This is a genomic window from Asticcacaulis endophyticus, from assembly GCF_014652575.1.
In the GTDB taxonomy this organism is placed as follows: domain Bacteria; phylum Pseudomonadota; class Alphaproteobacteria; order Caulobacterales; family Caulobacteraceae; genus Asticcacaulis; species Asticcacaulis endophyticus.
This window is the reverse complement of sequence record NZ_BMZB01000003.1, coordinates 270810-293008: the sequence shown is the minus strand read 5'-3', so window position 1 is coordinate 293008 and position 22199 is coordinate 270810. Positions and strand designations below refer to the sequence as shown.

General features: G+C 53.2%; 21 protein-coding genes. 10 read left to right on the top strand and 11 right to left on the bottom strand.

Going from position 1 to position 22199, the window contains the following annotated elements:
* Positions 1-45: 45 nt before the first annotated feature.
* From mazG to IE102_RS12460, 3 genes are all read right to left on the bottom strand, one after another.
* Positions 46-861 carry a nucleoside triphosphate pyrophosphohydrolase gene (mazG, locus tag IE102_RS12470; RefSeq protein WP_189487159.1) on the bottom strand — a complete coding sequence of 272 codons (816 nt, stop codon included), beginning with the start codon at positions 859-861 and terminating at the stop codon, positions 46-48.
* Positions 833-2173, bottom strand: a complete 1341-nt coding sequence (locus IE102_RS12465; protein WP_189487157.1) for an MFS transporter — start codon at positions 2171-2173, stop codon at positions 833-835. The genes mazG and IE102_RS12465 overlap by 29 nt, the downstream gene beginning before the upstream one ends.
* A gap of 136 nt (positions 2174-2309) precedes the next feature.
* On the bottom strand, positions 2310-2549 hold the full coding sequence (locus IE102_RS12460) for a hypothetical protein (RefSeq protein ID WP_189487155.1): 240 nt from the start codon (positions 2547-2549) through the stop codon (positions 2310-2312).
* Between the two features lie 358 nt (positions 2550-2907).
* Here IE102_RS12460 and IE102_RS12455 point away from each other — a divergent pair, with 358 nt between their 5' ends.
* On the top strand, positions 2908-3339 hold the full coding sequence (locus IE102_RS12455; RefSeq protein ID WP_229807737.1) for a winged helix-turn-helix transcriptional regulator: 432 nt from the start codon (positions 2908-2910) through the stop codon (positions 3337-3339).
* A gap of 8 nt (positions 3340-3347) precedes the next feature.
* On the opposite strand, the gene hflX is transcribed toward IE102_RS12455, so the two are convergent.
* From hflX to dusB, 6 genes are all read right to left on the bottom strand, one after another.
* Positions 3348-4682 carry a GTPase HflX gene (hflX, locus tag IE102_RS12450; protein WP_189487149.1) on the bottom strand — a complete coding sequence of 445 codons (1335 nt, stop codon included), beginning with the start codon at positions 4680-4682 and terminating at the stop codon, positions 3348-3350.
* Positions 4683-4714: 32 nt separating this feature from the next.
* Complete coding sequence (hfq, locus tag IE102_RS12445) at positions 4715-4963, bottom strand: RNA chaperone Hfq (protein ID WP_189487146.1); 249 nt, start codon at positions 4961-4963, stop codon at positions 4715-4717.
* Between the two features lie 124 nt (positions 4964-5087).
* Positions 5088-5945 (bottom strand): D-amino-acid transaminase, encoded by an 858-nt coding sequence (locus tag IE102_RS12440; RefSeq protein WP_189487130.1) that lies wholly within the window; start codon positions 5943-5945, stop codon positions 5088-5090.
* A 19-nt stretch (positions 5946-5964) separates the two neighbouring features.
* Positions 5965-7368 (bottom strand): nitrogen assimilation response regulator NtrX, encoded by a 1404-nt coding sequence (gene ntrX / locus IE102_RS12435; protein ID WP_189487127.1) that lies wholly within the window; start codon positions 7366-7368, stop codon positions 5965-5967.
* Entirely contained in the window at positions 7368-9578 is a 2211-nt protein-coding gene (locus IE102_RS12430; protein ID WP_229807736.1) for a sensor histidine kinase NtrY-like, read from the bottom strand. Before IE102_RS12430 ends, ntrX begins: the two co-directional genes overlap by 1 nt.
* Positions 9579-9788: 210 nt before the next feature.
* On the bottom strand, positions 9789-10784 hold the full coding sequence (dusB, locus tag IE102_RS12425; protein WP_189487125.1) for a tRNA dihydrouridine synthase DusB: 996 nt from the start codon (positions 10782-10784) through the stop codon (positions 9789-9791).
* A gap of 97 nt (positions 10785-10881) precedes the next feature.
* Here dusB and IE102_RS12420 point away from each other — a divergent pair, with 97 nt between their 5' ends.
* The 4 genes from IE102_RS12420 (at position 10882) to IE102_RS12405 (ending at position 13867) form a co-directional block, all read left to right on the top strand.
* Entirely contained in the window at positions 10882-11310 is a 429-nt protein-coding gene (locus IE102_RS12420) for a GNAT family N-acetyltransferase (RefSeq protein ID WP_189487122.1), read from the top strand.
* 3 nt (positions 11311-11313) lie between these two features.
* Positions 11314-12462 carry a bifunctional 2-C-methyl-D-erythritol 4-phosphate cytidylyltransferase/2-C-methyl-D-erythritol 2,4-cyclodiphosphate synthase gene (locus IE102_RS12415; protein ID WP_189487119.1) on the top strand — a complete coding sequence of 383 codons (1149 nt, stop codon included), beginning with the start codon at positions 11314-11316 and terminating at the stop codon, positions 12460-12462.
* A 153-nt stretch (positions 12463-12615) separates the two neighbouring features.
* Positions 12616-13227 carry a superoxide dismutase gene (locus IE102_RS12410; RefSeq protein ID WP_189487117.1) on the top strand — a complete coding sequence of 204 codons (612 nt, stop codon included), beginning with the start codon at positions 12616-12618 and terminating at the stop codon, positions 13225-13227.
* A gap of 112 nt (positions 13228-13339) precedes the next feature.
* Entirely contained in the window at positions 13340-13867 is a 528-nt protein-coding gene (locus IE102_RS12405) for a CinA family protein (RefSeq protein WP_189487113.1), read from the top strand.
* A gap of 9 nt (positions 13868-13876) precedes the next feature.
* Here IE102_RS12405 and IE102_RS12400 read toward each other — a convergent pair whose 3' ends face one another.
* Both IE102_RS12400 and lipA read right to left on the bottom strand, forming a co-directional pair.
* A complete protein-coding gene (locus IE102_RS12400) occupies positions 13877-14344 on the bottom strand; it encodes a type II toxin-antitoxin system RatA family toxin (protein WP_189487110.1) in 468 nt (155 codons plus the stop codon).
* Positions 14345-14354: 10 nt separating this feature from the next.
* On the bottom strand, positions 14355-15353 hold the full coding sequence (lipA, locus tag IE102_RS12395; RefSeq protein ID WP_229807735.1) for a lipoyl synthase: 999 nt from the start codon (positions 15351-15353) through the stop codon (positions 14355-14357).
* Between the two features lie 258 nt (positions 15354-15611).
* On the opposite strand from lipA, the gene IE102_RS12390 reads away from it, so the two are divergent.
* The 5 genes from IE102_RS12390 to IE102_RS12370 all read left to right on the top strand — a co-directional run bounded on the left by IE102_RS12390 (position 15612) and on the right by IE102_RS12370 (position 22173).
* A complete protein-coding gene (locus IE102_RS12390) occupies positions 15612-16547 on the top strand; it encodes an alpha/beta hydrolase (RefSeq protein ID WP_229807734.1) in 936 nt (311 codons plus the stop codon).
* Between the two features lie 97 nt (positions 16548-16644).
* Positions 16645-18204: an AMP-binding protein gene (locus tag IE102_RS12385; RefSeq protein WP_189487104.1), complete on the top strand. Its 1560-nt coding sequence runs from the start codon at positions 16645-16647 to the stop codon at positions 18202-18204.
* A 65-nt stretch (positions 18205-18269) separates the two neighbouring features.
* Positions 18270-18692, top strand: coding sequence for a hypothetical protein (locus IE102_RS12380; protein ID WP_189487101.1), 423 nt, complete (start codon positions 18270-18272; stop codon positions 18690-18692).
* A gap of 63 nt (positions 18693-18755) precedes the next feature.
* Complete coding sequence (locus IE102_RS12375) at positions 18756-20819, top strand: TonB-dependent receptor family protein (RefSeq protein ID WP_189487099.1); 2064 nt, start codon at positions 18756-18758, stop codon at positions 20817-20819.
* Position 20820: 1 nt separating this feature from the next.
* Positions 20821-22173: a PepSY-associated TM helix domain-containing protein gene (locus IE102_RS12370; protein WP_189487097.1), complete on the top strand. Its 1353-nt coding sequence runs from the start codon at positions 20821-20823 to the stop codon at positions 22171-22173.
* Positions 22174-22199 lie beyond the last annotated feature (26 nt).

Genomic DNA, 22199 nt, shown 5'->3' with positions numbered 1-22199 from the left:
ATTCGCACTTTTACCGACTTTGCGGCCGTAGATGGGTATCAGGATTTAACTCAGGTCGGATGCCGCATCGCGCTCGGCCTTTTTAGCTTCGTTCCAGAGCGCGTCCATGTCTTCCAGATTGGACTGATCCGGCGTCAGGCCGCGTTCGGCAAGTGCGCTTTCAATCACTGAAAACCGGCGGACGAATTTTGCATTAGTCCCCCGTAGAGCTTCCTCAGGGTCTACATCAAGTTTTCTGGCTAAATTAGCCATTACAAACAACAAATCTCCCAGTTCAGCCTTGGCATTTTCGAGATTACCCGCCTCGATCTCAACCTTTAGTTCCTCGGTTTCTTCATCCAGTTTGGCTAGCACATCCCGAAGATCCGGCCAGTCAAAACCAACCCGTGCGGCGCGTTTGGTAAGTTTCGCGGCACGGGTAAGCGCTGGCAGCCCAATAGGCACATCATCCAGAATGCCATGTTTGGCTTTGGATTTGCGTTCCTCAGCCTTTATGGCCTCCCAGGCCACGGTCTGTTCGTCAGAAGTCCGCTCAGACTCAGCCCCAAAAACATGCGGGTGTCTGCGGATCAATTTATCCGTCATCGCACGGGCAATATCATCAAAATCGAACAGCCCCTGCTCCTTGGCGATATGGCCATGGAATACGACCTGAAACAGCAGATCCCCTAGTTCTTCCTTTAGGTCACGCATATCCTTGCGCGCAATCGCATCTGCGACTTCGTAGGCCTCTTCGATGGTGTAAGGCGCTATGGTATCGAAGGTCTGCTCAATATCCCATGGGCAACCGCCTTCCCTTGCCCGCAGCCGGTTCATAACTTCCAAAAGGTCGTCAATGGCCGGGCGATTGGGAAGGGGCATGGCGTATCAATCCTTTGTCGGCGAGCATGGCCTGAATTTTCGCGAACCGTTCAGGCGTCAGGTCATAGGATTTCATAGCCCACGCCCCCAGCAAAAGAAAGACGACCGGCAGCCCTATGAAAAATATCTGAACCCACATCAAAGCCTCAGGCGTGTTGTAAGCCGCCTTGTTATCAAATCCCAAAGCGGCCAATGCCGACATGGTAAGAACCGAAAATGCGTACCCCAGCTTGGTGGTGGCCGACAATATCGACATTAGCGCACCTTTGTGGTCCTGCCCGGACTCAGCCAGCACTTCGTCGCCGATATCGGCCATCAGGGCGCGCGTCAGCAGTAAGGAGGCGGCATAGGGAATGCCTGCCAGAAACACCAAAAAGGCGGCCAGCAGGAAGTTTCCAGCAGGCAGGAAGGCCAGCAACGCATAGACCGCCGCAAAAATCAGCGCCGAGACAATAAGTGTACGATGCTTATTGTACTTTTTAGAGGCCCAGGTCCACAACGGTGCCCCGACCAGTCCTGCGACGAAATACAGGAACATGCTGATTGAGCACTGCTCGCGCGTTAGCCCTTTGGTCTGCATAAAATAGAAAAAGAACAAAGCGCCCATGATGCCCGGAGCCAGACCTAACCAAAGATCGGCAAGCAGCACCCGAATGACATTCGGTCGTTTAAGCATTCGGAAATAGTCGCTGATGCGGACATTGTGAAGTGGCGCATCGGATTGCGTCTCCGGCACCTTCCAGAGGGCGATACCGATCATAATGGGCAACAAAACCATTATGAACAGGCCCATATATTGTACGGCCTGACGATAGGTTCCGTGTAAAACCGACTGAACTATAACCGGAATTAGCAAAACGGCGATTATGCCGACAATATTGGCCATCTGCCACCAGGCAAAGATTTTAGTTCGCTCATCGTAGTCAGTCGATAACACTGAGCCCCAGCTAGACTGCGACAGGGCCGCAATTGAAAAGCCAATATAGATAACCAGTAACCACACCCACAGGTAAGCGGGCGACGCGCCTGTGGGGGCTAAGAAGATGAATCCCGTGCTGACAAAAAGGATGGGCAGGCAAATGGCCATCCAGACTTTAAACCGCCCAAACCGCGTACGTGTCTTGTCCATCGCCCAGCCAACAACCGGATCAACGAATATATCGACAAGTCTGACGCTCATGAAAATCAGGCCAACCGTTCCAAGGCTGAGACCAATTTCGCTGGCATAATATTCAGACAATATAACGGCCAACGGTAAGCCAAGGGCGGCGAACGGCAGGCACGGCCCGACAAAGGCCAATAACTGAGCCATGTTGACTTGGGATGATGACTGCGTAGGATTTATGGATTTAGACACTGATTTCCGCCCCGAATTTTATCGTGAACAATGTTCACTATCTTGGCTATCATGGCTAATCACATTTTTTTGAGTGAGTACGCACAGACGCTTAGGCGGTCAGGGTGCCAATAGCGCCAAAGGGGGTAAACGTAACCGGGCTGCGGCAAACCTGACGGTCGCACTCAAAAGCCCGTTCCAACTGGTCGAGTTTTATATTGGCATTGAAACGCCCGACACGCATCAGGTCGCGTGGTGTCGTTTGGCGCATTAATCCGCATTTCGTGCAGCGGATTTGGATGCGCCCCGATTCCGGCAAGTCAGACAGTGGTGTGTCACATTTAAATGTCATGGCGAGCCCCTGCAAAAACGTGTCATGATGTTTGGCGGAGTCGCACGCTCTGACAAGCGATCGATGTCAAGGGGCATGATTTTAATGTGGATTATGCTGTGAATTGAAAATAGTCCGGTGATGGCTTCAATTCCATTTTGCAAGTAGCCTTGTCGCGATCCTCCAGAATCGGATAAGGCTTTTGCATCACAAGTAAATCAGGCGTGGTGTTAATATGGCAAAAGCGCTTCAAAATCAGCCACGGAAAACCAGTAAATCTCCGGCCAAGGCTCTGAAGAAAGCGTCCCCGAAGGCCACCAAAACATCAGTATCCAAAGTGCCGCGCTCACGGTGCGCCATAAATCTGGCGTTGGAGGCTGTGGGCGATAACTGGTCACTGCTGATCATTCGCGATCTGATGTTCAAGGGGCGAAAAAGCTTTCAGGCCTTCCTGAACGCCGAGGAAAAAATCGCCACAAATATTCTGACGGATCGCCTGGTAAAGCTCGAAGCCTACGGCCTGATTTCACGCCAGATCGACCCAACTGATAAGCGTAAAGTTATCTATGGCTTGACCTCAAAGGGCGCAGATCTGGCGCCGGTACTGGTCGAGTTTATGTCCTGGACTCATAAGTACGAATTGACAGACACACCCAAAGACTTGCGAATTGAAATTGAAAAAAACAAACCCGCCTTTGCCAACCGCATGATAAAGGGGCTGCAAACCGCGACCCCTTCTAACTCTAATCCTGCCGTGTCTAAAATTGTGGCTCAGGTGGAGTTTTCCGACGAAACACTGAGTCTATTTTAGGGCGTGTTTTAGGCTTCTGCCGCCATCCGCTCATAACGCCCCAAGGCCTGATCTGACAATTTGACATGAAGCTGGACGCGGCCATCTTCATAGTCAAAACGGTCAAGCACACGTCCATTCTGATATACCCATGCCATAAGGCTGCCTTGCGAGGGATCAAGGGTGATATCAAGCTCAGTACCCTCCTGATCGACCTTGCGGGCGATGGCTTGCAAAAGTGCATCAATCCCCTCTCCCGTAATAGCAGACACCAGATAGGGTTTGGTTTCGGCCTTATGCAGGATGCCGCGCGTCTGTAAAACGTCGCGACTATCGTCATCCATCAGGTCGATCTTGTTCCACACTTCCATCATCCGGCTGCGATCCAAATCCGGCAGGATGACTTTAAGCACCTGCTCGACGTCTTTACCCTGGGCATCAGCTTCCGGATTCGACATATCACGAACGTGCAAGATCAAATCCGCTTCCATGACCTCTTCAAGCGTTGCGCGAAACGCAGCTACCAACTCGTGCGGCAGATCGGAAATAAATCCAACTGTATCCGAAATGATCGCTGAGCGTCCATTGGGCAGCTTAAGCGTACGCAGCGTTGTATCAAGTGTCGCAAACAGCATGTCCTTTGCCAGAACCTCAGCCTGCGTCAGATGATTGAACAGGGTCGATTTGCCGGCGTTGGTGTATCCGACCAAAGCGACAACCGGATATGGCACTTTTTTCCGCGCAGACCTGTGCAGTCCGCGTGTCCGGCGCACTTCTTCCAGCTCACTTTTTAGCTGCTTGATCTTGTCCGCAATCATGCGCCGGTCGAGTTCGATCTGAGTTTCCCCAGGGCCGCCGGTTGTACCTGTGGCGCGTTGCCGCTCAAGGTGGGTCCAGGTGCGCACCAATCTTGATTTTTCGTACTCAAGGCGCGCCAGTTCAACCTGTAGCTTGCCTTCGTTAGTACGGGCCCTGCGTCCGAAAATTTCAAGAATGAGGCCGGTCCGGTCAATGACCTTTACACCCCATTCCTTTTCCAGATTGCGCTGCTGAACCGGAGACAAGCTGCCGTTAACAACGACCAGATTGGCCTCAAGCTCTTCACACATGACGCGCACATCATCGACCTTACCCTGGCCAAACAATGTAGCCGGATTAAGCTTGCGTACGCGCACAGTCAAAGTGCCCACGATCTCAAGGTCAAGCGCAAGTGCCAGGCCCACAGCTTCATCAAGACGTGAGTCATCATATTTACGCTCAATGGCTTGTTCTACTTTTTGAGACGAGCCGTGAAACGAAATTTCAGGATCAACCACGACCGTGCGCTGAATGTCAGGTGTGTGATCTACGTATTTACCGGTCAATATCAATCCTTATGCCCGGAAAAGTTCCGGACTTAATCGTCGGAATCGTCCTCTTGCTCATAGAGCTGCACCGGTGCGGCGGGCATGATGGTCGATATCGCATGCTTGTAAACCAGTTGCGACTGACCGTCACGGCGGAGCAGGACACAGAAATTGTCAAACCAGCTGACAATGCCCTGAAGCTTCACACCATTGATGAGGAAGATGGTCAAAGGGGTTTTGGTTTTGCGGACACTGTTCAAAAACGTGTCTTGCAGGTTTTGTTTTTTATCGTGGGACATTGGTTGGCCCTTCTCGTTGAATCCTGAGAGGCACATTACCTCTCACACAGACATAGATGTGTATCATAAGCCACATCACAAGCTAAGAGCAACACTTTACACGATAAATTTTCGATCCGAAATGTCAGGCGTTCGCAATTGCATTCTCGATATAGGCGGCCCGTAGAGCCGTCGCCACCGGCCCCGGTTTGCCATCAGCGATTTTATGGCCGTCGATGTCAACGATCGGCATAACCAGGCTGGTGGCCGCCGTGACAAACACTTCTTTGGCGCCCAGGGCTTGCGCGACTGAAAACGCCTCTTCTTTGACCTGAATATCCGTGCTGCCTAAAATCTTCAGGAGCTGTGCACGCGTTATACCTGCCAGTATATTTGCCGTCAGACTGCGCGTGCGGATTACACCGGCCTGATCCACGATATAGGCATTGGCCGAGCCGCCTTCGGTGATAAAACCTTCGCTATCGACAAACAGAACATCCGAAGCTCCTGCGTCTTTGGCGGCTTGTTTAGCCAATACATTTGGCAGCAAACCTACGGTTTTGATATCACATCTTCCCCAGCGAATATCGGGTTGAGTAATGACTTTTATACCAGTTTCGGCCTTGGCTGCGGCTACTTTGCGGTCAACAGATCGGGCCGTTATCACCAAAGTGGGCTTTACGCCAGCAGGGAAAAAATGATCGCGAGGGGCCGCGCCACGGCTGACCTGAAGGTAAACCATGCCGTCCTTGATACGGTTGCGGCGAATGACCTCATAGAGCACCACCAATAGCGCCGGACGTGTCATTGGTGTCTCAATGCGCAGCTCATTCAGGCTGCGATCAAGCCGGTCAAGATGGCCTTGTGTGTCGGCCAAACGGCCATTGAATACCGACCAAACCTCATAAACGGCATCAGCGAACTGATACCCCCGGTCTTCGATATGAACACAGGCATTGGCATGACGTACATATCGGCCATCGACATAGGCAATTCTGGACATAGCTTTATCTCAAACTCAGTTACATATCTTCGTCTTCGGCACCACGGATATGGGCCAGACCAAGGCTTTTCAGCTTACGGTGCAGGGCTGACCGCTCCATGCCAATAAAGTTGGCCGTGCGCGAGATATTTCCGCCAAACCGAACGATTTGCGACGACAGATATTCACGCTCGAATACTTCCCGCGCCTCTCTGAGCGGTAGCGCTATGATGCGTTCAGGACGTATCGCGCCTGCGACGGCGGATTCAACCACTTCCGATGGCAACATATGGGAGGTGATTGGGTCGTTCGGGTCACCGGAGGCCAGTATCAGCAACCGCTCAATATTATTGCGTAACTGGCGCACATTACCCGGCCATTCATGTACCTGTAGCGTCGCCATAGCATCTTCGCTTAAGATTCGCTTGGGCAGGCCCTGTGCTGAGGCAATGCGCTCAATAAAATACTGCACCAGTTCGGCGATATCGCTGCGACGCTCGGAAAGGCCCGGCACACGCACAGGCACCACATTCAGGCGATGGAACAAATCTTCGCGGAAGCGTCCGGCGGCGATTTCCTGTTGCAGATCTTTGGAGGTCGACGAAATAACCCGCACATCAACCTGAACATCGTTAACACCGCCGACGCGTACAAAACGCTGCTCTACTAAAACCCGCAAAATTCGGCTTTGTGACTCCATCGGCATGTCGGCCACTTCATCGAGGAACAGTGTGCCGCCATGCGCGCGCTCAAACACCCCGATTTTGCGTGGCCGACCGCCCTCGCCTTCTTCGCCGAACAACTCAACGTCCAGTCGCTCCGGCGTCATACCGGCAGATGATATGGGTACGAACTCGCACTTGGCGCGCGGCGACGCATCATGGATCATGCGCGCGACCAGTTCTTTTCCCGATCCAGCAGGGCCAGAAATCATGATGCGTGAATTGGCGCCAGCGACCTTGGTAATCGTTGTCCGCAATAGCTGTGCTGCGGCGGAATTACCCACGAGACCGTCCGGTACAACGGCTTGATTCCGTAAGCGGCGATTTTCACGTTTCAACGAAGCCACTTCAAGCGATCTTTGAACAATCATGATCAGACGCTCAGTTTTAAAAGGCTTCTCTATAAAATCATAAGCCCCGCGTTTGATGGCCGACACGGCAGTCTCAATCGTGCCGTGGCCAGAAATCATAACTGCCGGAATATCAGGATCAAGCTCACGGATAACATCCAAAAGCTCTAGGCCATCAAGGCCACCACCCTGCATCCATATGTCGAGCACAACCAGCGAGGGCTTGCGTGCCTTCACTGCCCTCAGCGCCGCATTAGAATCGGAGGCGGTTCTGACCGAATATCCCTCATCCTCCAATATGCCCGCAATCAATTCGCGAATATCGGCCTCATCATCGACGACCAGAATATCAACACCCGAAGATACTTTCATCACAGCCTCACCATCTTATTGGTAGTGTCCTGCCTTGCCACAGTATCTGTGGCATCGGTCATAATTTGTGTATGCGGTAACCGCAGAGTCGCGCGCGCTCCGCTCAAATGCGTCGCATCGCTTAAACTGAAATCACCGCCGTGGTCCTCAACAATACGCTTGACGATCGCGAGCCCCAGTCCAGTGCCTTTGTCGCGCGTAGTCACATAGGGTTCAGTCAAGCGGTCGCGATCCTTATCGGGCAGACCGATGCCGTTATCCTCAATGTCGATGCGAACCACGCTATCGCTTATCGACATTTCAACCCGAAGACGCCCCTTGGTGGGCGCGGGCGCAACAAGGTCAGATTGTTCCGCAAGTTTTTGCGCCGCCAGTTGTCGCGATGCAATCGCCTCACCGCCGTTTTTAAGCACGTTCCCTAAGGCCTGAGCCAGAAGGCGTCCGTCACAGACAATTTTCGTGTCCGGTAGAGGCTCAATAATATCGATCTGTATGTCCGGATCGGCAACGCGACGAGCAAATACGGCATGCCGCACCAACTCAGCGGCATCTTCTTCGGCAAAATTTGGCACAGGCATACGGGCAAAGGCCGAAAATTCATCCACCATCCGCCCGATGTCACCGACCTGACGGATAATGGTGTCGGTCAGGCGATCAAAGACTTCCAGATCGCCGTCAATATGGTCACGGTATTTGCGCTTAATGCGCTCCGCCGACAATTGAATCGGGGTCAGAGGGTTCTTGATCTCATGAGCAATACGCTGGGCGACATCTTTCCAGGCCGCATTACGTTGGGCGGCCACCAAACGTGTAATGTCGTCAAAGGTGATAACGGCCCCGCCGGTTTCAAGCCCTGAGATGCGCACACGCAGACGCCGGGTCTCCCCCTTGCGGATAAGATCGACCTCTTGTTCCTCAACCTTTGAGACCGATACCTTATCAAGAAGATCAGCAATTTCAGGAACTAATTCGCGTATATTAAAGCCGATGGCATCCTCGCCTACAACGCTGAGAAAACTCGCGGCATGCCGGTTGATCGCGGATATATGCTCCAAAACATCTATACCTACGATGCCGGCGGAGATTTCCGACAGCACGGTTTCGATAAACCGCCGCCGCGCTTCGGCCTCTTCACCCGCAGACTTTAGGGCCGCCTGCTGACTTTGCAGGTCGCTGGTCATGCGGTTAAACGCTCGTGACAGCACAGCGATGTCTTCTGACTGATGACTGGTGACAACGCGCGCATCTAAATTGCCTGCCGCGACCTTATCGGCTGCCTGCACAAGCCGGGCAACCGGCACCGCAATCGCATCCGCAGCCGATACCCCGACCCAAACGGCACCAACCAGCACTAGAAGAACAGTCTCTATATAGGCGAGCGCAAAAACCCCTTGCACTCGATTAGAGTTTTCCGCAGCTTCGCGCAGATCAACCACAGCCCGCGACACGCTGGACAGACGCGTCATCATGCCCGGTTGCAGCAGCCTGACCCCATAAAGCTGTGCGCCGTCATACATAGTTAGGGGATAGACCACACGAACGGCATCGGGCCCTGAAAACAGCGCCACCCGCGCCTCCCCTCCGGAGACTTCTGAAATAGTATCGCGGGGTGGGGCCAGATAAACCGGCGCATCTTCACTTTCGGCCCGTGCCAGAACCTGTCCGCTTCGATCAATCAGATAAATCGCCGCCAACCCGCCCCGCGATGCCGCCAAATCCTGCAAAGCCATGGCAAACGCCAGACGATTGGGGAAAAGGGCCCGCCCCTCTTCATGGTCGATGCTACGGGCGATGTCTTCAACGGTATCGAGCGCAATCTTCTGTTGTTCATCAACAAATAGCTCGGCAATCTTGGCCCCGTTTTCGACCGAAGACTGAACACGGGCACTAAACCAGGTTTCCACGCCACGGTTGACCAACACGCCAAAGAACAAGGCCACCACAAAGGCTGGTGTGACCGCCGCCAGCGCAAACAGGGTGACAAATCTAAGGTGCAGCCGTGCTCCCGCATCGGCGCCGCGCGATTGCGCAATCTGATAGATTCTGCGAACAACGAAAAAACAAAGCCCCAGCAGTAGCAACAGGTTGAGGCATACCAGAATGAACAAGACACGACTGGCCGGGCCGATAGGGCCTGTCCCCGGCGTAGCAATAATCATCCAGATGATGAACGCGGTAATCAGCGCCGACAAAACATAGGCGGCGGCCATACTAAGGCCCGCAGGACTTGCGTTACGCAGCCCCCTGGACGCCCGCATCAGCGTCAGACCTATTCGTCGTTTTGCCGCTGTGTCCTTCAAGACCCAATTCCGAAATGCCAAAATTTAGCCGTGGCATTTGCGCACTACTGTGTCCATATATCAACATGAATGTTGCTTTAAAGCGTCTATTTTTTCGCTTTTCATCGCTTGTGATGAAACTCAAGCCGCTGAAAGCAAGATTTTCAATTCACGCTCGATGTCCTGTGGGGTTTCCAAGCGACAAATCCGCCCTTTGTCAGCCCGCCGTACAATCGGGTCAGGATTGTAATTTGCGGCTTCAATATACCAGCCAAGGTGCTTTTTAAACATGCGCAGCCCCAATGGCGCACCATAAAAAATGAGGCTATCCTGAAAATGCTCAAGGATAATGTCCAGGCGCTGCTCTAAAGTCGGTAAAGTCAGATGGGTTTGGGCGCTAACAGCATTATCAAGGTAGTTTGCCAGCCACGGCTGGCCATATATTCCGCGGCCGATCATAATTCCGTCGGCGCCTGAGTGGAGCAAAGCTTTACGGGCGCTATCAGGATCTACAATATCGCCATTGACGATGACGGGGATCGATACCGCCTCTTTCACACATTTTACTGCCTGCCAGTCAGCCTCACCTTTGTAAAATTGCTGACGGGTGCGACCATGAATCGTGACCGCTTGCACACCGATATCTTCGGCGCGTTTAGCCAATAGGGCTGCGTTACGCTGCTGGTCGTCCCACCCCAGCCGCATCTTGACGGTTACGGGACGTTTCGTTGCCTTGACCGCGGCCTCCATTAAGCGGGCCGCTTGATCTGGGTCACGCATCAGCGCAGACCCGCACAGCACACCGGTGACTTCTTTGGCAGGGCAGCCAAAATTAAGGTCAATAATGTCGGCGCCCGCCGCCTCAGCCAAAGCAGCTCCGCGGGCAATATAGGCGGGGTCGCGCCCAATAAGCTGGATGATTTTGAGGCCACTGTGCTCACCTAACTGAGCTTTGCGCACAATGTCCGGGCGGCCTTTTTCAAGCTCGGCGCAGGCGACCATTTCGGTGGCGGCGTAACAGGCACCCAGTTTGGTAGCTACTTTTCGAAACGGCAGGTCGGATACGCCCGTCATCGGCGCAATCAGCACCCGCCCGCCGATGTCGACATCACCAATTTTAAGACCTGCACTGAACATAGGGGGCACATACAGGAAATCCCTGCATTTGGAAACATCGTGCAATTGACCCCATTCATAAGCCGCTTTAAACGCTTAGTTAAAATGGGAGGGTCTTATGGCGATAGTCAAACTGGCGCAGAGCGACGATGATATCCGCAGGTGCTTTCCGGTGATGAAAGCTTTGCGACCGCACCTGCAGGACGATGAGGATTTACTGGAGCGCGCCCGCCGCCAAATGTCAGAGAGTGGCTGGAGACTGGCCTATGTCGAAGATGACGGGCAGGTCGTTGCCTGCGCCGGGTTTCGCATCCATGAATGGTTGGTATCGGGCAAAATTCTCTATGTCGATGATCTGGTCAGCGCTCAGGACCAGCGCTCCAGAGGATACGGCAAAGCTTTGCTTGATTGGTTGAAAACACTGGCAAAGTCCGAGGGGTGCACCCAGTTACGCCTGGATAGCGGCACGCATCGCACCCAGGCCCATCGTTTTTACTTCCGGGAAGGGCTGGTCATCAGCTCCTTTCATTTTGAAACCACGCTCTGAGCCATGACATTTAAAGCCATAATAGTTGCGGGCGGCTCTGGCACACGCTCAGGCGGACGGAAGCAATGGATGCCGCTCGCCGGTAAGTCAGTTCTGAGCTGGTCGTTGGAAGCTTTTGAAAATACAAGCGCTTCGCAAGTTGTCATCGTTGTCCCCGAAGACGATGTGGCCAAAGCGCGAGCTAAGTTTCCCAATGCCACGGTGACCCCGGGGGGCGGCACACGCGCCCAATCTGTTCAGGCCGGATTGAAGGCTCTGAACGCCGCGGGTGATGACATTGTGATGATCCATGACGCGGCTCGGCCATTGCTAACGGCACCGATTATTGAGTCTTTGCTGTCGCGTATGCAAACCGCAAGGGCCGTCATATTGGCTTTGCCGTTAACGGACTCGCTGAAAAAGACCGAGCAGAAAATCATCATAGACGCCCCGTCTCGCGAGCATCTCTGGCGCGCCCAGACGCCACAGGTCTTTCGCTACGGCGATATCGTCCGGGCGTATCAGACATGGCCTTCTGATCAGGAACCCACGGATGACGCCATTGTGGCCGATCACGCAGGCATAAGGGTTGAGGTGATCGAAGGCTCTATGCGCCTCCACAAACTCACCTACAAAGAAGATTTTGAGTTATTGGAGGCGTTGATCATGTCTGAAACCCAAACCCAGATGCGTGTCGGTCAGGGCTTTGATGCGCATCGCTGGGGGGACGGCGAAAGCGTGTGGTTGTGCGGGGTGGAAATCCCGCATGACAAAACCCTTATTGGACATTCGGATGCCGATGCCGGACTTCACGCTCTGACCGATGCCATTCTAGGGGCTGTGGGGCTAGGCGATATCGGCGATCATTTCCCCCCCACTGATCCGCAGTGGAAAGGCGCATCATCTGATGTGTTTCTGAAACATGCCGCCACCCTTGTTCGTCAAAAAGGTGGGCGGCTGGTGAATGTTGATGTCACTTTAATCTGCGAACGCCCGAAGGTGAAGCCTCACCGCAAAGCCATGCGCGCCCGTCTGTCCGAAATCCTGTCGCTGCCGATAGATTGCATTAGTGTCAAAGCGACCACAACCGAAAAAATGGGGTTTACAGGCCGCGAAGAAGGGCTCGCGGCTCAGGCGATCTGCCTTATTGAAATGCCTGTTGTTCGGGCTTGATAATTTATAGCGGGTGGTTCTTGCTACCCATTGAATTTATAAGGGTATTATTGAGAAACATTCTCACTAGATAATACCTTGAATTCAAATTTTCCCCTCAATATATGTGTGGGGATATTAGCGTTTTATCCCAACATTTGAAAGCAGGTCGTCATGGCATTCGAACTCCCCCCTCTTCCCTACGCGGCTGATGCGCTTGAGCCTTATATGACGGCCAACACCTTCAGCTTCCACCACGCCAAACACCATAAGGCCTATGTTGATAACCTGAACAAGCTGATCGCGGGCACGCCATTTGAAGGCAAGTCTTTGGTCGATATCGTCAAGGAATCCGAAGGCACCAATGCTGGCGTGTTCAACAACTCGGCTCAGGTATGGAACCACACCTTTTTCTGGTCATCCATGACCCCTAACGGTGGCGGCAAGCCAACCGGCAAGATCGCTGAAAAGATCGACGCTGATTTTGGTGGATATGAGGCTTTTGCCGAAGCGTTTAAAACCGCAGGTGCCACTCAGTTTGGTTCCGGCTGGGCCTGGCTGGTTCTGGGCGCCGAGGGCAAGCTTAAAATCGTGAAGACGGGCAATGCCGAAACGCCGTTCACCAAGGGCGATAAGCCCTTGCTGACGCTGGACGTATGGGAACATGCCTATTACCTCGATTATCAGAACCTGCGTCCTAAGTTCATTGAGACCTTCCTCGATAAGCTGGTGAACTGGGAATTTGCCAACGCCAATCTGGATGCACCGCTGCATCCCGGTGTGTAATCCCTTAAGCACACAATATCTTTACGAGAGCGGGGCCAAAACCCCGCTCTTTTTCGTTGATGGCTGTGGTATGTCTCTAAGATAGCCCAAAGATATCTAAGGATATTTTACGATGACCGAAAATCTGTCTCCGCTCTATAATCTGGCTGGTGATGTGGTGGCCGAAGCCAAGCTTAAGCGTAAGGTGCTGACAACGGCTGAAAGCTGCACCGGCGGGCTTATTGCCGGTGCGATCACCTCAATACCAGGGGCATCCGATATATATAACGAAGGCTATGTGACCTATTCCAACGTCGCCAAAACCAAGCTTTTAGGGGTATTGCCAAAAATTCTGGATACGCATGGGGCGGTCAGTTTAGAGACCGCCTACGCTATGGCCGAAGGCGCATTGAAACACGCCAATGCGGACATAGCGATAAGTGTGACAGGCATCGCAGGCCCTGCGGGCGGGACAGTCTTAAAACCCGTTGGGATGGTGTGTTTTGGCCTAAGCTTCAAAGGTACGGACGGTGAGCCGCAAACCATGAGCCATGTCCATTATTTTGAGGATAAGGGCCGCCATTATATTCGCGAAGAAAGCGTACAATTTGCTTTAAAATGGGCCTATGATCATTTGAAAACACTGGATTTACCGGCGTAAGTCGTAACCTTAAACGGTAGGATACAGCGCTTGGGCGCGGCCTTCAAAACACGCCATCAGCTTAGACACAGCTTTATCAAAGTTGGCCCGCAAAAAACCATCCAGGAATGGGTTTTTAAACTCGAAGTCGATATTGAAATCGATCGCGGCCCCCACCTTGCCATTGCTCATAGCATGGTCTGCAAATTTCCAGGTGCAGTGCAGCCGCTTAAAGGGCCCTTTGAGCAGTACGATATCAATCGTCTTATTTTCACTAAAGCGCGTCACGCGGGTGGTAAAGCGCTCCGTCAGGAAGCTAAAACCCACGGCCACATCTGCATCAAACCGGGTGATGTCGTCGCTGGGACGCGACACATTGAACGTCCGCAGGCTGTTTATCCACGGTACGAACTCAGGATAACGCTCAACATCTCCGACCATCTCAAACAATTTGTCGGCAGAAAAAGGTAAAACGCGGTTTAGATGAAACTTTGCCACTGAAACGTCCTTAGCGACCGGCCAAGGCCGCACGCGCGGTTCTTAGACGTTCGAAATCTTCGCCTGCGTGGTGTGAAGACCGGGTTAACGGGCTTGATGACACCATAAGGAAGCCCTTGGCGCGCGCGATCGATTCATAGGCCTTAAATTCATCCGGCGACACGAAGCGGTCAATGGCGGCGTGTTTACGGGTTGGCTGAAGATACTGGCCGATGGTGATGAAATCGACGCCGGCCGAGCGCATGTCATCCATAACCTGCATGACCTCTTCCTTGGATTCACCAAGGCCAACCATAATGCCGGACTTAGTGAACTGCTGAGGATCGCGTTCCTTCACCCGCTCCAGCAAACGAAGGGAATGATAATAGCGCGCACCAGGCCGGATTTTCAGATAATTGCGCGGCACAGTCTCTAAATTATGATTGAAAACGTCCGGTTTAGCGTCGATGACGATTTCAGCCGCGCCGTCTTTACGAAGGAAATCAGGCGTCAGAATCTCAATCGTCGTTTTTGGCGATTGCAGGCGGATCTGACGGATGACTTCGGCAAAATGCTGCGCGCCCCCATCGCTAAGGTCATCACGATCGACAGAGGTAATAACAACGTGAGACAGGCCCATCTTGGCCACGGTCATACCGACACGGTTCGGCTCATCATGATCAAGCGCCGCAGGCATGCCGGTTTTGACGTTACAGAAGGCGCAGGCCCGCGTACAGGTATCGCCCATAATCATTAGGGTGGCGTGGTTTTTGGTCCAGCATTCACCGATATTCGGACAGGCCGCCTCTTCACACACGGTCACCAGCTTGGCATCGCGCACGATCTTGCGGGTTTCGTTATAACCCGCCGAGCCCGGTGCCTTGACCCGCAGCCAGTCCGGTTTTTTCAGAATCGGTGATTCCGGGCGATTCTGTTTTTCAGGGTGACGCAATTCCCGTACCGCGGGGGCGGCTTCGGTATCCGGAGCGCTTACGGCAGCATTGCCGAGCCGGTTGATGATCGTGACCATTTCGCTCTACACAAACCTTAAGCGGCCACGACACATCTGCGGCCAGTTCATGTTTCTAATTGGTCTTTTTGCTGATCAATATCAAGTCAAATAAGCCTTAAGATAACAGTCATCCGCGATTTGGGATCAAAATGCGTGACAGGATAAAACACTCCGTAACAAACGGGTAGCTTCCCCGGCAGAGTCATGGCTATGATCTAAAGCGGGCAAGGACGCATCATGACATTAATTCAATGCCATCGATATCTGAGGTGGAGCATGGTCATCGCCTTGGCCGTAATGGTCACTGCCTGCTCAAAAAAATCCGATTTTAAAACGACAAGCGCCGCCAGCGAGGTCGTTACCGAAAGCCACATTCCCCCAGGCTTGCCCCCTCAGTATTTTCCGCCACAAGGCTTTGTCTGGAGCGGCTTCAAAAGCGGAAATCTGCCGGTAGCCAGATACGGCGTAGCCGCGCCGCCAAGTAATCCCAAGGCAAACATCCTAATTCTGGCCGATGCCGCCTTTCCGGCCGAGGTGTATTTTGAATTAGCGAACCATTTGATTTCCAGACACTACATAGTTTGGATTTTTGAAGCCCCCGGACAGGGCGGATCAGGGCGTTACCTTATGCAAGGCGACAAAATTCACACTCCCGACTATCACCACAGCGCGCGCACCGCACAGGCTCTAATTGAAACCGTCATAAGACCAGAAACAAACAAGCCGCTCTATCTGGTCGCCAACGGTACAAGTGCAATTACAGCGACCTCCATAGATGTTGCTGCCGCGCATATTTCCGGTGTCATTCTAAATGCCCCCTACCTTACGGCATCGCCTTATCCTGTTGAAGTTTGGCAAAGTGAAGATGTCCCTGACGGTGAAATGGCGCGAATCGGCCATAAGTGGCAGAAAGCCAATCCAGACTTGCGTCTGAGAGCTGTAAGTCAGGCCTGGCAAAATGAAATGGATAAAGCGGCGCGGTCCCTAGTGGCCAATGACCTTACACCCATTGGGGATAAGCGCGAAACCGTCAGAATGTTGGTGATTGCAACGGATTCTTCTCCCCAGACAACCGCATCAATTTGCCGAAAATTTGAAACCTGTAAAATAAATACTACTATTAATAACAATCAATTATATCAATATATTGATGATTTTATTCGACTTGATGCACCGAAACCTGCAGACCCATCTGCCGCACGCGCGTCATAAATCTTTACCCGTGGTGAGGAATGGGGTTAAATCCTTGAAATTACAAGCTGTGCCGCTTAGCGGCATAGGAAAACGACTTTCACGGGAGTTATCGCGCATGGAGCGCAGCTTTAATGCGGAAGAAGCCTCCGCCTCCTTGTTTGATGTCCTGACCAAAGTGAAATCTGTCATGGGCGCGGACCGGGTCATACTCGAAGATCAAGAACGCAAACCCATCTCCTACAAAGAGTTTTTTCAGCGGACTTTCGCATTAGCGCGTCTTATCAAAAAACATATTGGGATTGAGCCCAGAACAGGGCTCATGCTGCCGACCAGCATTGGCGGTGTCATTTCGTTTTTCGCGCTTCATGCCAACGGCACCACGCCGGTGATGATAAATTTTACGGCAGGCCAGGCCAATATTCGTTCGGCAGCTAAACTGACGCGTCTGAAAACCGTCCTGACGTCACGCCGATTCATTGAGCAGGCCAAGCTTGAAGATCTTGTCGAGTCCATGGCCGATTATGTGAATATCATCTACCTGGATGACCTGCGTAAGCATTTGAGCCTTGATGTCAAAGCCTATGCTCTGTGGGGCTCACTGTTCCCAAAACTGGCGGCCCACAAGGCACAACCCACAGATGCCGGGGTTATATTGTTTACATCGGGCTCCTTCGGCACCCCCCGCGGTGTGGTCTTGAGCCAGAGCAACCTAACGTCCAATGTTGCACAACTGGATAAGCATATTAACATCAAACGTGAGTGGATCGCTTTCAACCCTTTGCCTATTTTCCACTCATTAGGACTAACCGGCGGGGTATTGCTGCCGCTTTTGTTGGGCTTGAGGTCGTTTCAATACCCCTCACCGCTGCATGTGAAGCAGATCCCAGCCTTGATCAAGGACACCAAGGCCTCGCTGTTTTTCTCGACGGATACCTTTCTTAATCAATATGCGCGTAGTGCCGAACCGGACTCATTTACGTCGCTGGATTTTATCGTCTGCGGTGCTGAAAAGGTGCGCGAAGAAACGCATCAACTGTTCACAACTCAGTTTGGGGGTGCTGAGATCCTTGAAGGGTACGGCGTGACCGAAGCGTCTCCGGTTGTTGCGGTCAACAATCCTGAATATAATCGTCACGGTACGGTCGGCCGGCTATTGCCAGGCTTGAGCTACCGCCTTGATCCGGTAGAGGGCATCGCTGTTGGCGGGCGTTTGTTCATCAAGGGGCCCAATGTCATGGCGGGTTATCTTGATGAAGCCAATCCCGATGTAGTAGATGCCCCGACTGACGGCTGGCACGATACCGGTGATATCGTAAATATTGACGATGAGGGCTGCGTCCATATTTTGGGACGAGCAAAGCGCTTTGCCAAGATTGCCGGAGAGATGGTCTCATTAACAGCCGTTGAGCGGATTGCCGAAGAGGTTTGGCCGCAAAGCCGTCACGCCGTTGTCGCCGTATCTGACGATAAAAAAGGCGAACGTCTGGTGCTGATCACCGACAACTCGACCGCAGACGTGACGACCCTGACCGACTGGGCCAAGGAAAACGGCGCGCCCATCTTAGCGATTCCGAAAAAGATCTTGAAAGTCAACGAAGTCCCCGTTCTCGGTTCCGGTAAAACGGACTATGTCACCTTGCAAAGATTAGCCGATATTGAGGTGCGTGCGGCGTAAGGTCACAGTGGCAATCGGACCATGTCCGTCTTGACACCGACACCAGACCCTGCCTAAACGCGGTTATGGCCAGATCACGACTACATCGCGGAGCTAATACCGCCTCAGATACCCGTTTCTGGGCGTCTTTCGGTGTGGCGATCGCTCTGTTTTTGCAAGTCGTGTTCCCCACCCATGTGATGGCCATGTCGCGGGGCGGCGAAACCGTTTTCGTGATGTGTTCCGGCGATGGGGTCAATGCGCAACCGGTTGTTGATTACAACCTTACCGCCACACTTAAGGCCGAAGTCTCAACTAAGACCCAAGGGCTGAAATGTCCGGATTGCGTTTTGGCGAGCCTAACCGCCATAGTGCCTGACACGACACGTTATGAGGTCGTTCAGTATCCGCCTATTGCGGCCATCGTTCCGTTAAACCTGGAGCATGAGCGACCACAGTCTCAGGCCCCGCCCCGCCCTCACTCCTGCGGGCCACCCCACCACATCTGAAATCCATAACCTGCGTCCGGTCTTGACCGCGCGCGCCTATTCCCGTTTCAGATGTGAAATCCCATGACAAAATTATCCTGTGCGCTGCTGGCCAGCGCATCCCTGCTTGCTCTGCCGGTCTATGTTCATGCCGCAGAGGCCGACACCGACATCCCGACCGTTATCGTCACCGCCAACGCTTCATCCGAAGACCCCAGTGTCGTCAAAACCACTCGTGAAAAGCTGGCGCGCACGCCTGGCGCCGTTTCGGTGGTTGCCAATGAGACCTATAGCAACAGCTATGCGATGGGCCTGTTCGATACCCTCAAAAATGTCTCCGGCGTGTTTGCCCAAAAGAAGTTCGGGGAAGATAGCCGCTTTTCAATCCGTGGCTCAGGCATCGGCAACAATACCCATAATCGCGGCACATGGCTGAGTGTTGACGGCATCCCACTCAATCAGGCCGACGGCTCCGGTGATTTTCAGGAAATCGATCCGTTATCCGCGCGCTACATCGAAGTTTACAAGGGCGGCAATGCTCTGCGCTTTGGGGGCTCTCAACTCGGCGGTGCGGTCAATTATGTCACCCCTACCAGCTATGACGCCGGATACCGTAGCCTGTTGCGTGTCGAAGGCGGCTCATTCGGCACGACCCGCGCCCATCTCGCCTATGCCGATGTCATTGGTGATTATGATCTTTATCTGGCGACAACGGTACTTCGGGCCGATGGCTGGCGCGACAATGCCGATCAGGAGGCCACGCGGCTGACCTTAAACCTCGGCCGCCGCTTTGGTGATAATCGGTCTGTACGATTTATCTTTCAGGGCAATGACCTTGATCAGCGTATTTCAGGTGCCCTTAGCCAGTCAGAGGCTCTGACGACACCGGAAATGACCAGCGCGCCCAACTACGCCGCCGTCAAATACGGTCGCAATGTTAAATCGGCGCGTAGTACCTTGCAAACTGACTGGCAGATCAATCAGGATTGGAGCTTTGAAGGCGGTATCTATGCGGCCTGGAAACACCTGATCCATCCGATTTCAATTCACATAGATCAGCAGTCCCAAAATTACGGGGCTTTTGGCCGCTTTGATGGCAAGGGCGAAATCGGGGGTAAGGCATACGACCTGTTTATCGGTGCCAACTACCGCAAAGGTCTGGTCGACAGCCACATGGCTACCAATGTGTTGGGCTCACCCGGCATAGTCACGGGCGAAGCGTTACAAAACGCCGATAGCTGGGATGTCTTTACTGAGGGCCGACTATTTGTCACCGATGAACTGGCGCTGATTACGGGTGGTTCTTACGGCTGGTCTAAGCGCGATTATGTCAACCATCTGAATAACGCTAACAATGCCACTAAGGATTTCGACTGGTTCGCACCGCGCATCGGATTTATCTGGCAAAATGCAACTGGCAATCAGGTATTTGCCAACATCACCAAATCGGTCGAAGCGCCCAACTATGGCGCTCTGGTGCAAAGCCCACTGCCGCAGTTTGTTGATGTGCAGCCGCAAGAGGCTGTCACCGCTGAAATCGGTACACGCGGACGCAGCGCACATTTCGTCTGGGATGTGTCGCTTTATCGCGCTGAAATTGATGGTGAAATGCTGACCTATATTCCGGTGGACGCGGGACTGCCTGCGGCAACCTTCAATGCGCAAAACACAATCCATCAGGGCCTTGAGACCGCACTGGACTGGAAAATCGGAACTATTGGCGGGTGGTCGACCGTCCTTCGCCAGACCTACACCTGGTCGGATTTCAAATTCGACGGCGATAAGGTTTATGGCGACAACCGGTTACCCGTCGTGCCTGAGCATTACTATCGTGGTGAGTTATCCTTCAGCCATAGTCATGGCTGGCGGGTCGCGCCGTCGGTCGAGTGGGTGCCCGAAGATGTGTGGGTTGATTTCGCCAATACCACTAAGGCGCCGGGCTACACAGTCTGGAACCTGTCGCTATCCAAACGCCTGAGCCCCTCGATCGAAGTTTATGCCGATGCCCGTAATCTTGGCGACGAACGCTATATCTCAAGCGTCAATTCCGTCACAGACTTTGCCAAGGTCGCCGCCTCTGCCCGGAGAGTCTTCTGGCCCGGCGAAGGTCGGGCAATCTTTGTCGGCATCAAACTGATGAGCCGATAGGATGGAACCGGCGGCAAACAACAAAGCGCGCCGCCGGATCATCGATTACCGGATGATCTGGAGGTGGCATTTTTATGCAGGTTTGTTCTGCATTCCGTTCATTATTATTCTGACGCTCACGGGCACCACCTATCTGTTTAAGCCGCAGATCGAGGCCGCTTTAGAGGCCAAATACAATAATCTGGCTTTCGACGGCGCTCCAAAACCTGTCAGTCAGCAAATCTATACGGCCATGCACGCGATGCATGGAGCCTCGCTCACTCAGGTTGAAATCAGGGATGATCCCCATGATGCCTTGAGAGTTACGCTGAATGATAATGGGGAGCTTTACCGTCTGTATGTCCATCCTCAGAGCTTGGACATCCTCAAGGCGCAGCCACTCGATGAACGTTTCATGGCCGTGATCAAAAACATCCACGGTGAACTAACTATAGGGGGTCTTGGTGAGGTCATTGTCGAACTGGCGGCCTCCTGGGCTATCGTCATGATCATGACCGGACTTTACCTGTGGTGGCCGCGTCAGGCATCGGGTTGGGCGGGCGTATTATGGCCACGCTTGAACGGCGGCACGCGGCTGTTCTGGCGGGATATTCATGCGGTGACTGGGATCTATATTTCCACGTTCGCATTAATACTCCTGCTCTCAGGGCTGCCGTGGACTTCGGTGTGGGGCACAGGCTTCAAGGCGGTGGTGGCCGCCACCAAGCCCGCCGCCGCCAAGGCCGAATGGAGCAGTAGCCGCGCCGAAGACAAACAGCAGACAAAAGACGACCACGCTCATCATGGTCAAGGAGCCCCCGCAACGGGCATGGGGGCTGATATGGGCACTGATCTGACTGGTATAGATGCTCTACTGCCGGCTGTGCGGGCGCTTGACCTGCCGACCCCAGTCGTCATCAAACCTGATGGAGATCGTCTCTGGCAGGCAGGCTCCACTACACAAAACTTGACCGCCCGTCGCACGGTGACCTTAAGCGCGGATACTGGCGAAGTCGTCAAACAAACCGGATTTACCGAAAAAGCCGTTATGGACAAAATCGTGCTGACCGCGATTTCATTGCATGAAGGCCATTTGTTCGGTTGGTTCAATCAATTATTGGGACTTCTTACCGCATTAGGTCTGCTGACCTTAAGCGTCAGCGCCGTCATCATGTGGTGGTCTAAGCGCCCGGCTGACCGGCTAGGGGCACCTGTCAAATTTGACGGAAAAACTAGCCGTGGTCTACTACCCATTATAGTGTTCACGGCAGTTTTCCTGCCGGTAATGGGCATAAGCCTTATCCTCATCGCCCTGCTGGAACGGTTTGTTTTGAGGCGCATTGCCCCGGTCAAGGACTATTTGGGACTTAACTGAAAACAAAAAAAGCCCGGCAGATTTGC

Excerpts from the sequence above, each read along its gene's own strand:
- hfq (WP_189487146.1), bottom strand. The coding sequence starts at position 4,963 with ATGTCCCACGATAAAAAACAAAACCTGCAAGACACGTTTTTGAACAGT.
- mazG (WP_189487159.1), bottom strand. The coding sequence starts at position 861 with ATGCCCCTTCCCAATCGCCCGGCCATTGACGACCTTTTGGAAGTTATG.
- IE102_RS12385 (WP_189487104.1), top strand. The coding sequence starts at position 16,645 with ATGGAGCGCAGCTTTAATGCGGAAGAAGCCTCCGCCTCCTTGTTTGAT.
- IE102_RS12375 (WP_189487099.1), top strand. The coding sequence starts at position 18,756 with ATGACAAAATTATCCTGTGCGCTGCTGGCCAGCGCATCCCTGCTTGCT.
- IE102_RS12390 (WP_229807734.1), top strand. The coding sequence starts at position 15,612 with ATGGTCATCGCCTTGGCCGTAATGGTCACTGCCTGCTCAAAAAAATCC.
- IE102_RS12370 (WP_189487097.1), top strand. The coding sequence starts at position 20,821 with ATGGAACCGGCGGCAAACAACAAAGCGCGCCGCCGGATCATCGATTAC.
- ntrX (WP_189487127.1), bottom strand. The coding sequence starts at position 7,368 with ATGAAAGTATCTTCGGGTGTTGATATTCTGGTCGTCGATGATGAGGCC.
- IE102_RS12440 (WP_189487130.1), bottom strand. The coding sequence starts at position 5,945 with ATGTCCAGAATTGCCTATGTCGATGGCCGATATGTACGTCATGCCAAT.
- lipA (WP_229807735.1), bottom strand. The coding sequence starts at position 15,353 with ATGGTCACGATCATCAACCGGCTCGGCAATGCTGCCGTAAGCGCTCCG.
- IE102_RS12465 (WP_189487157.1), bottom strand. The coding sequence starts at position 2,173 with ATGGCTCAGTTATTGGCCTTTGTCGGGCCGTGCCTGCCGTTCGCCGCC.
- IE102_RS12415 (WP_189487119.1), top strand. The coding sequence starts at position 11,314 with ATGACATTTAAAGCCATAATAGTTGCGGGCGGCTCTGGCACACGCTCA.
- IE102_RS12405 (WP_189487113.1), top strand. The coding sequence starts at position 13,340 with ATGACCGAAAATCTGTCTCCGCTCTATAATCTGGCTGGTGATGTGGTG.
- IE102_RS12430 (WP_229807736.1), bottom strand. The coding sequence starts at position 9,578 with ATGGCCGCCGCCTATGTTTTGTCGGCGCTGATTACCGCGTTCATCATC.
- IE102_RS12410 (WP_189487117.1), top strand. The coding sequence starts at position 12,616 with ATGGCATTCGAACTCCCCCCTCTTCCCTACGCGGCTGATGCGCTTGAG.
- IE102_RS12460 (WP_189487155.1), bottom strand. The coding sequence starts at position 2,549 with ATGACATTTAAATGTGACACACCACTGTCTGACTTGCCGGAATCGGGG.
- IE102_RS12420 (WP_189487122.1), top strand. The coding sequence starts at position 10,882 with ATGGCGATAGTCAAACTGGCGCAGAGCGACGATGATATCCGCAGGTGC.
- IE102_RS12380 (WP_189487101.1), top strand. The coding sequence starts at position 18,270 with ATGGCCAGATCACGACTACATCGCGGAGCTAATACCGCCTCAGATACC.
- dusB (WP_189487125.1), bottom strand. The coding sequence starts at position 10,784 with ATGTTCAGTGCAGGTCTTAAAATTGGTGATGTCGACATCGGCGGGCGG.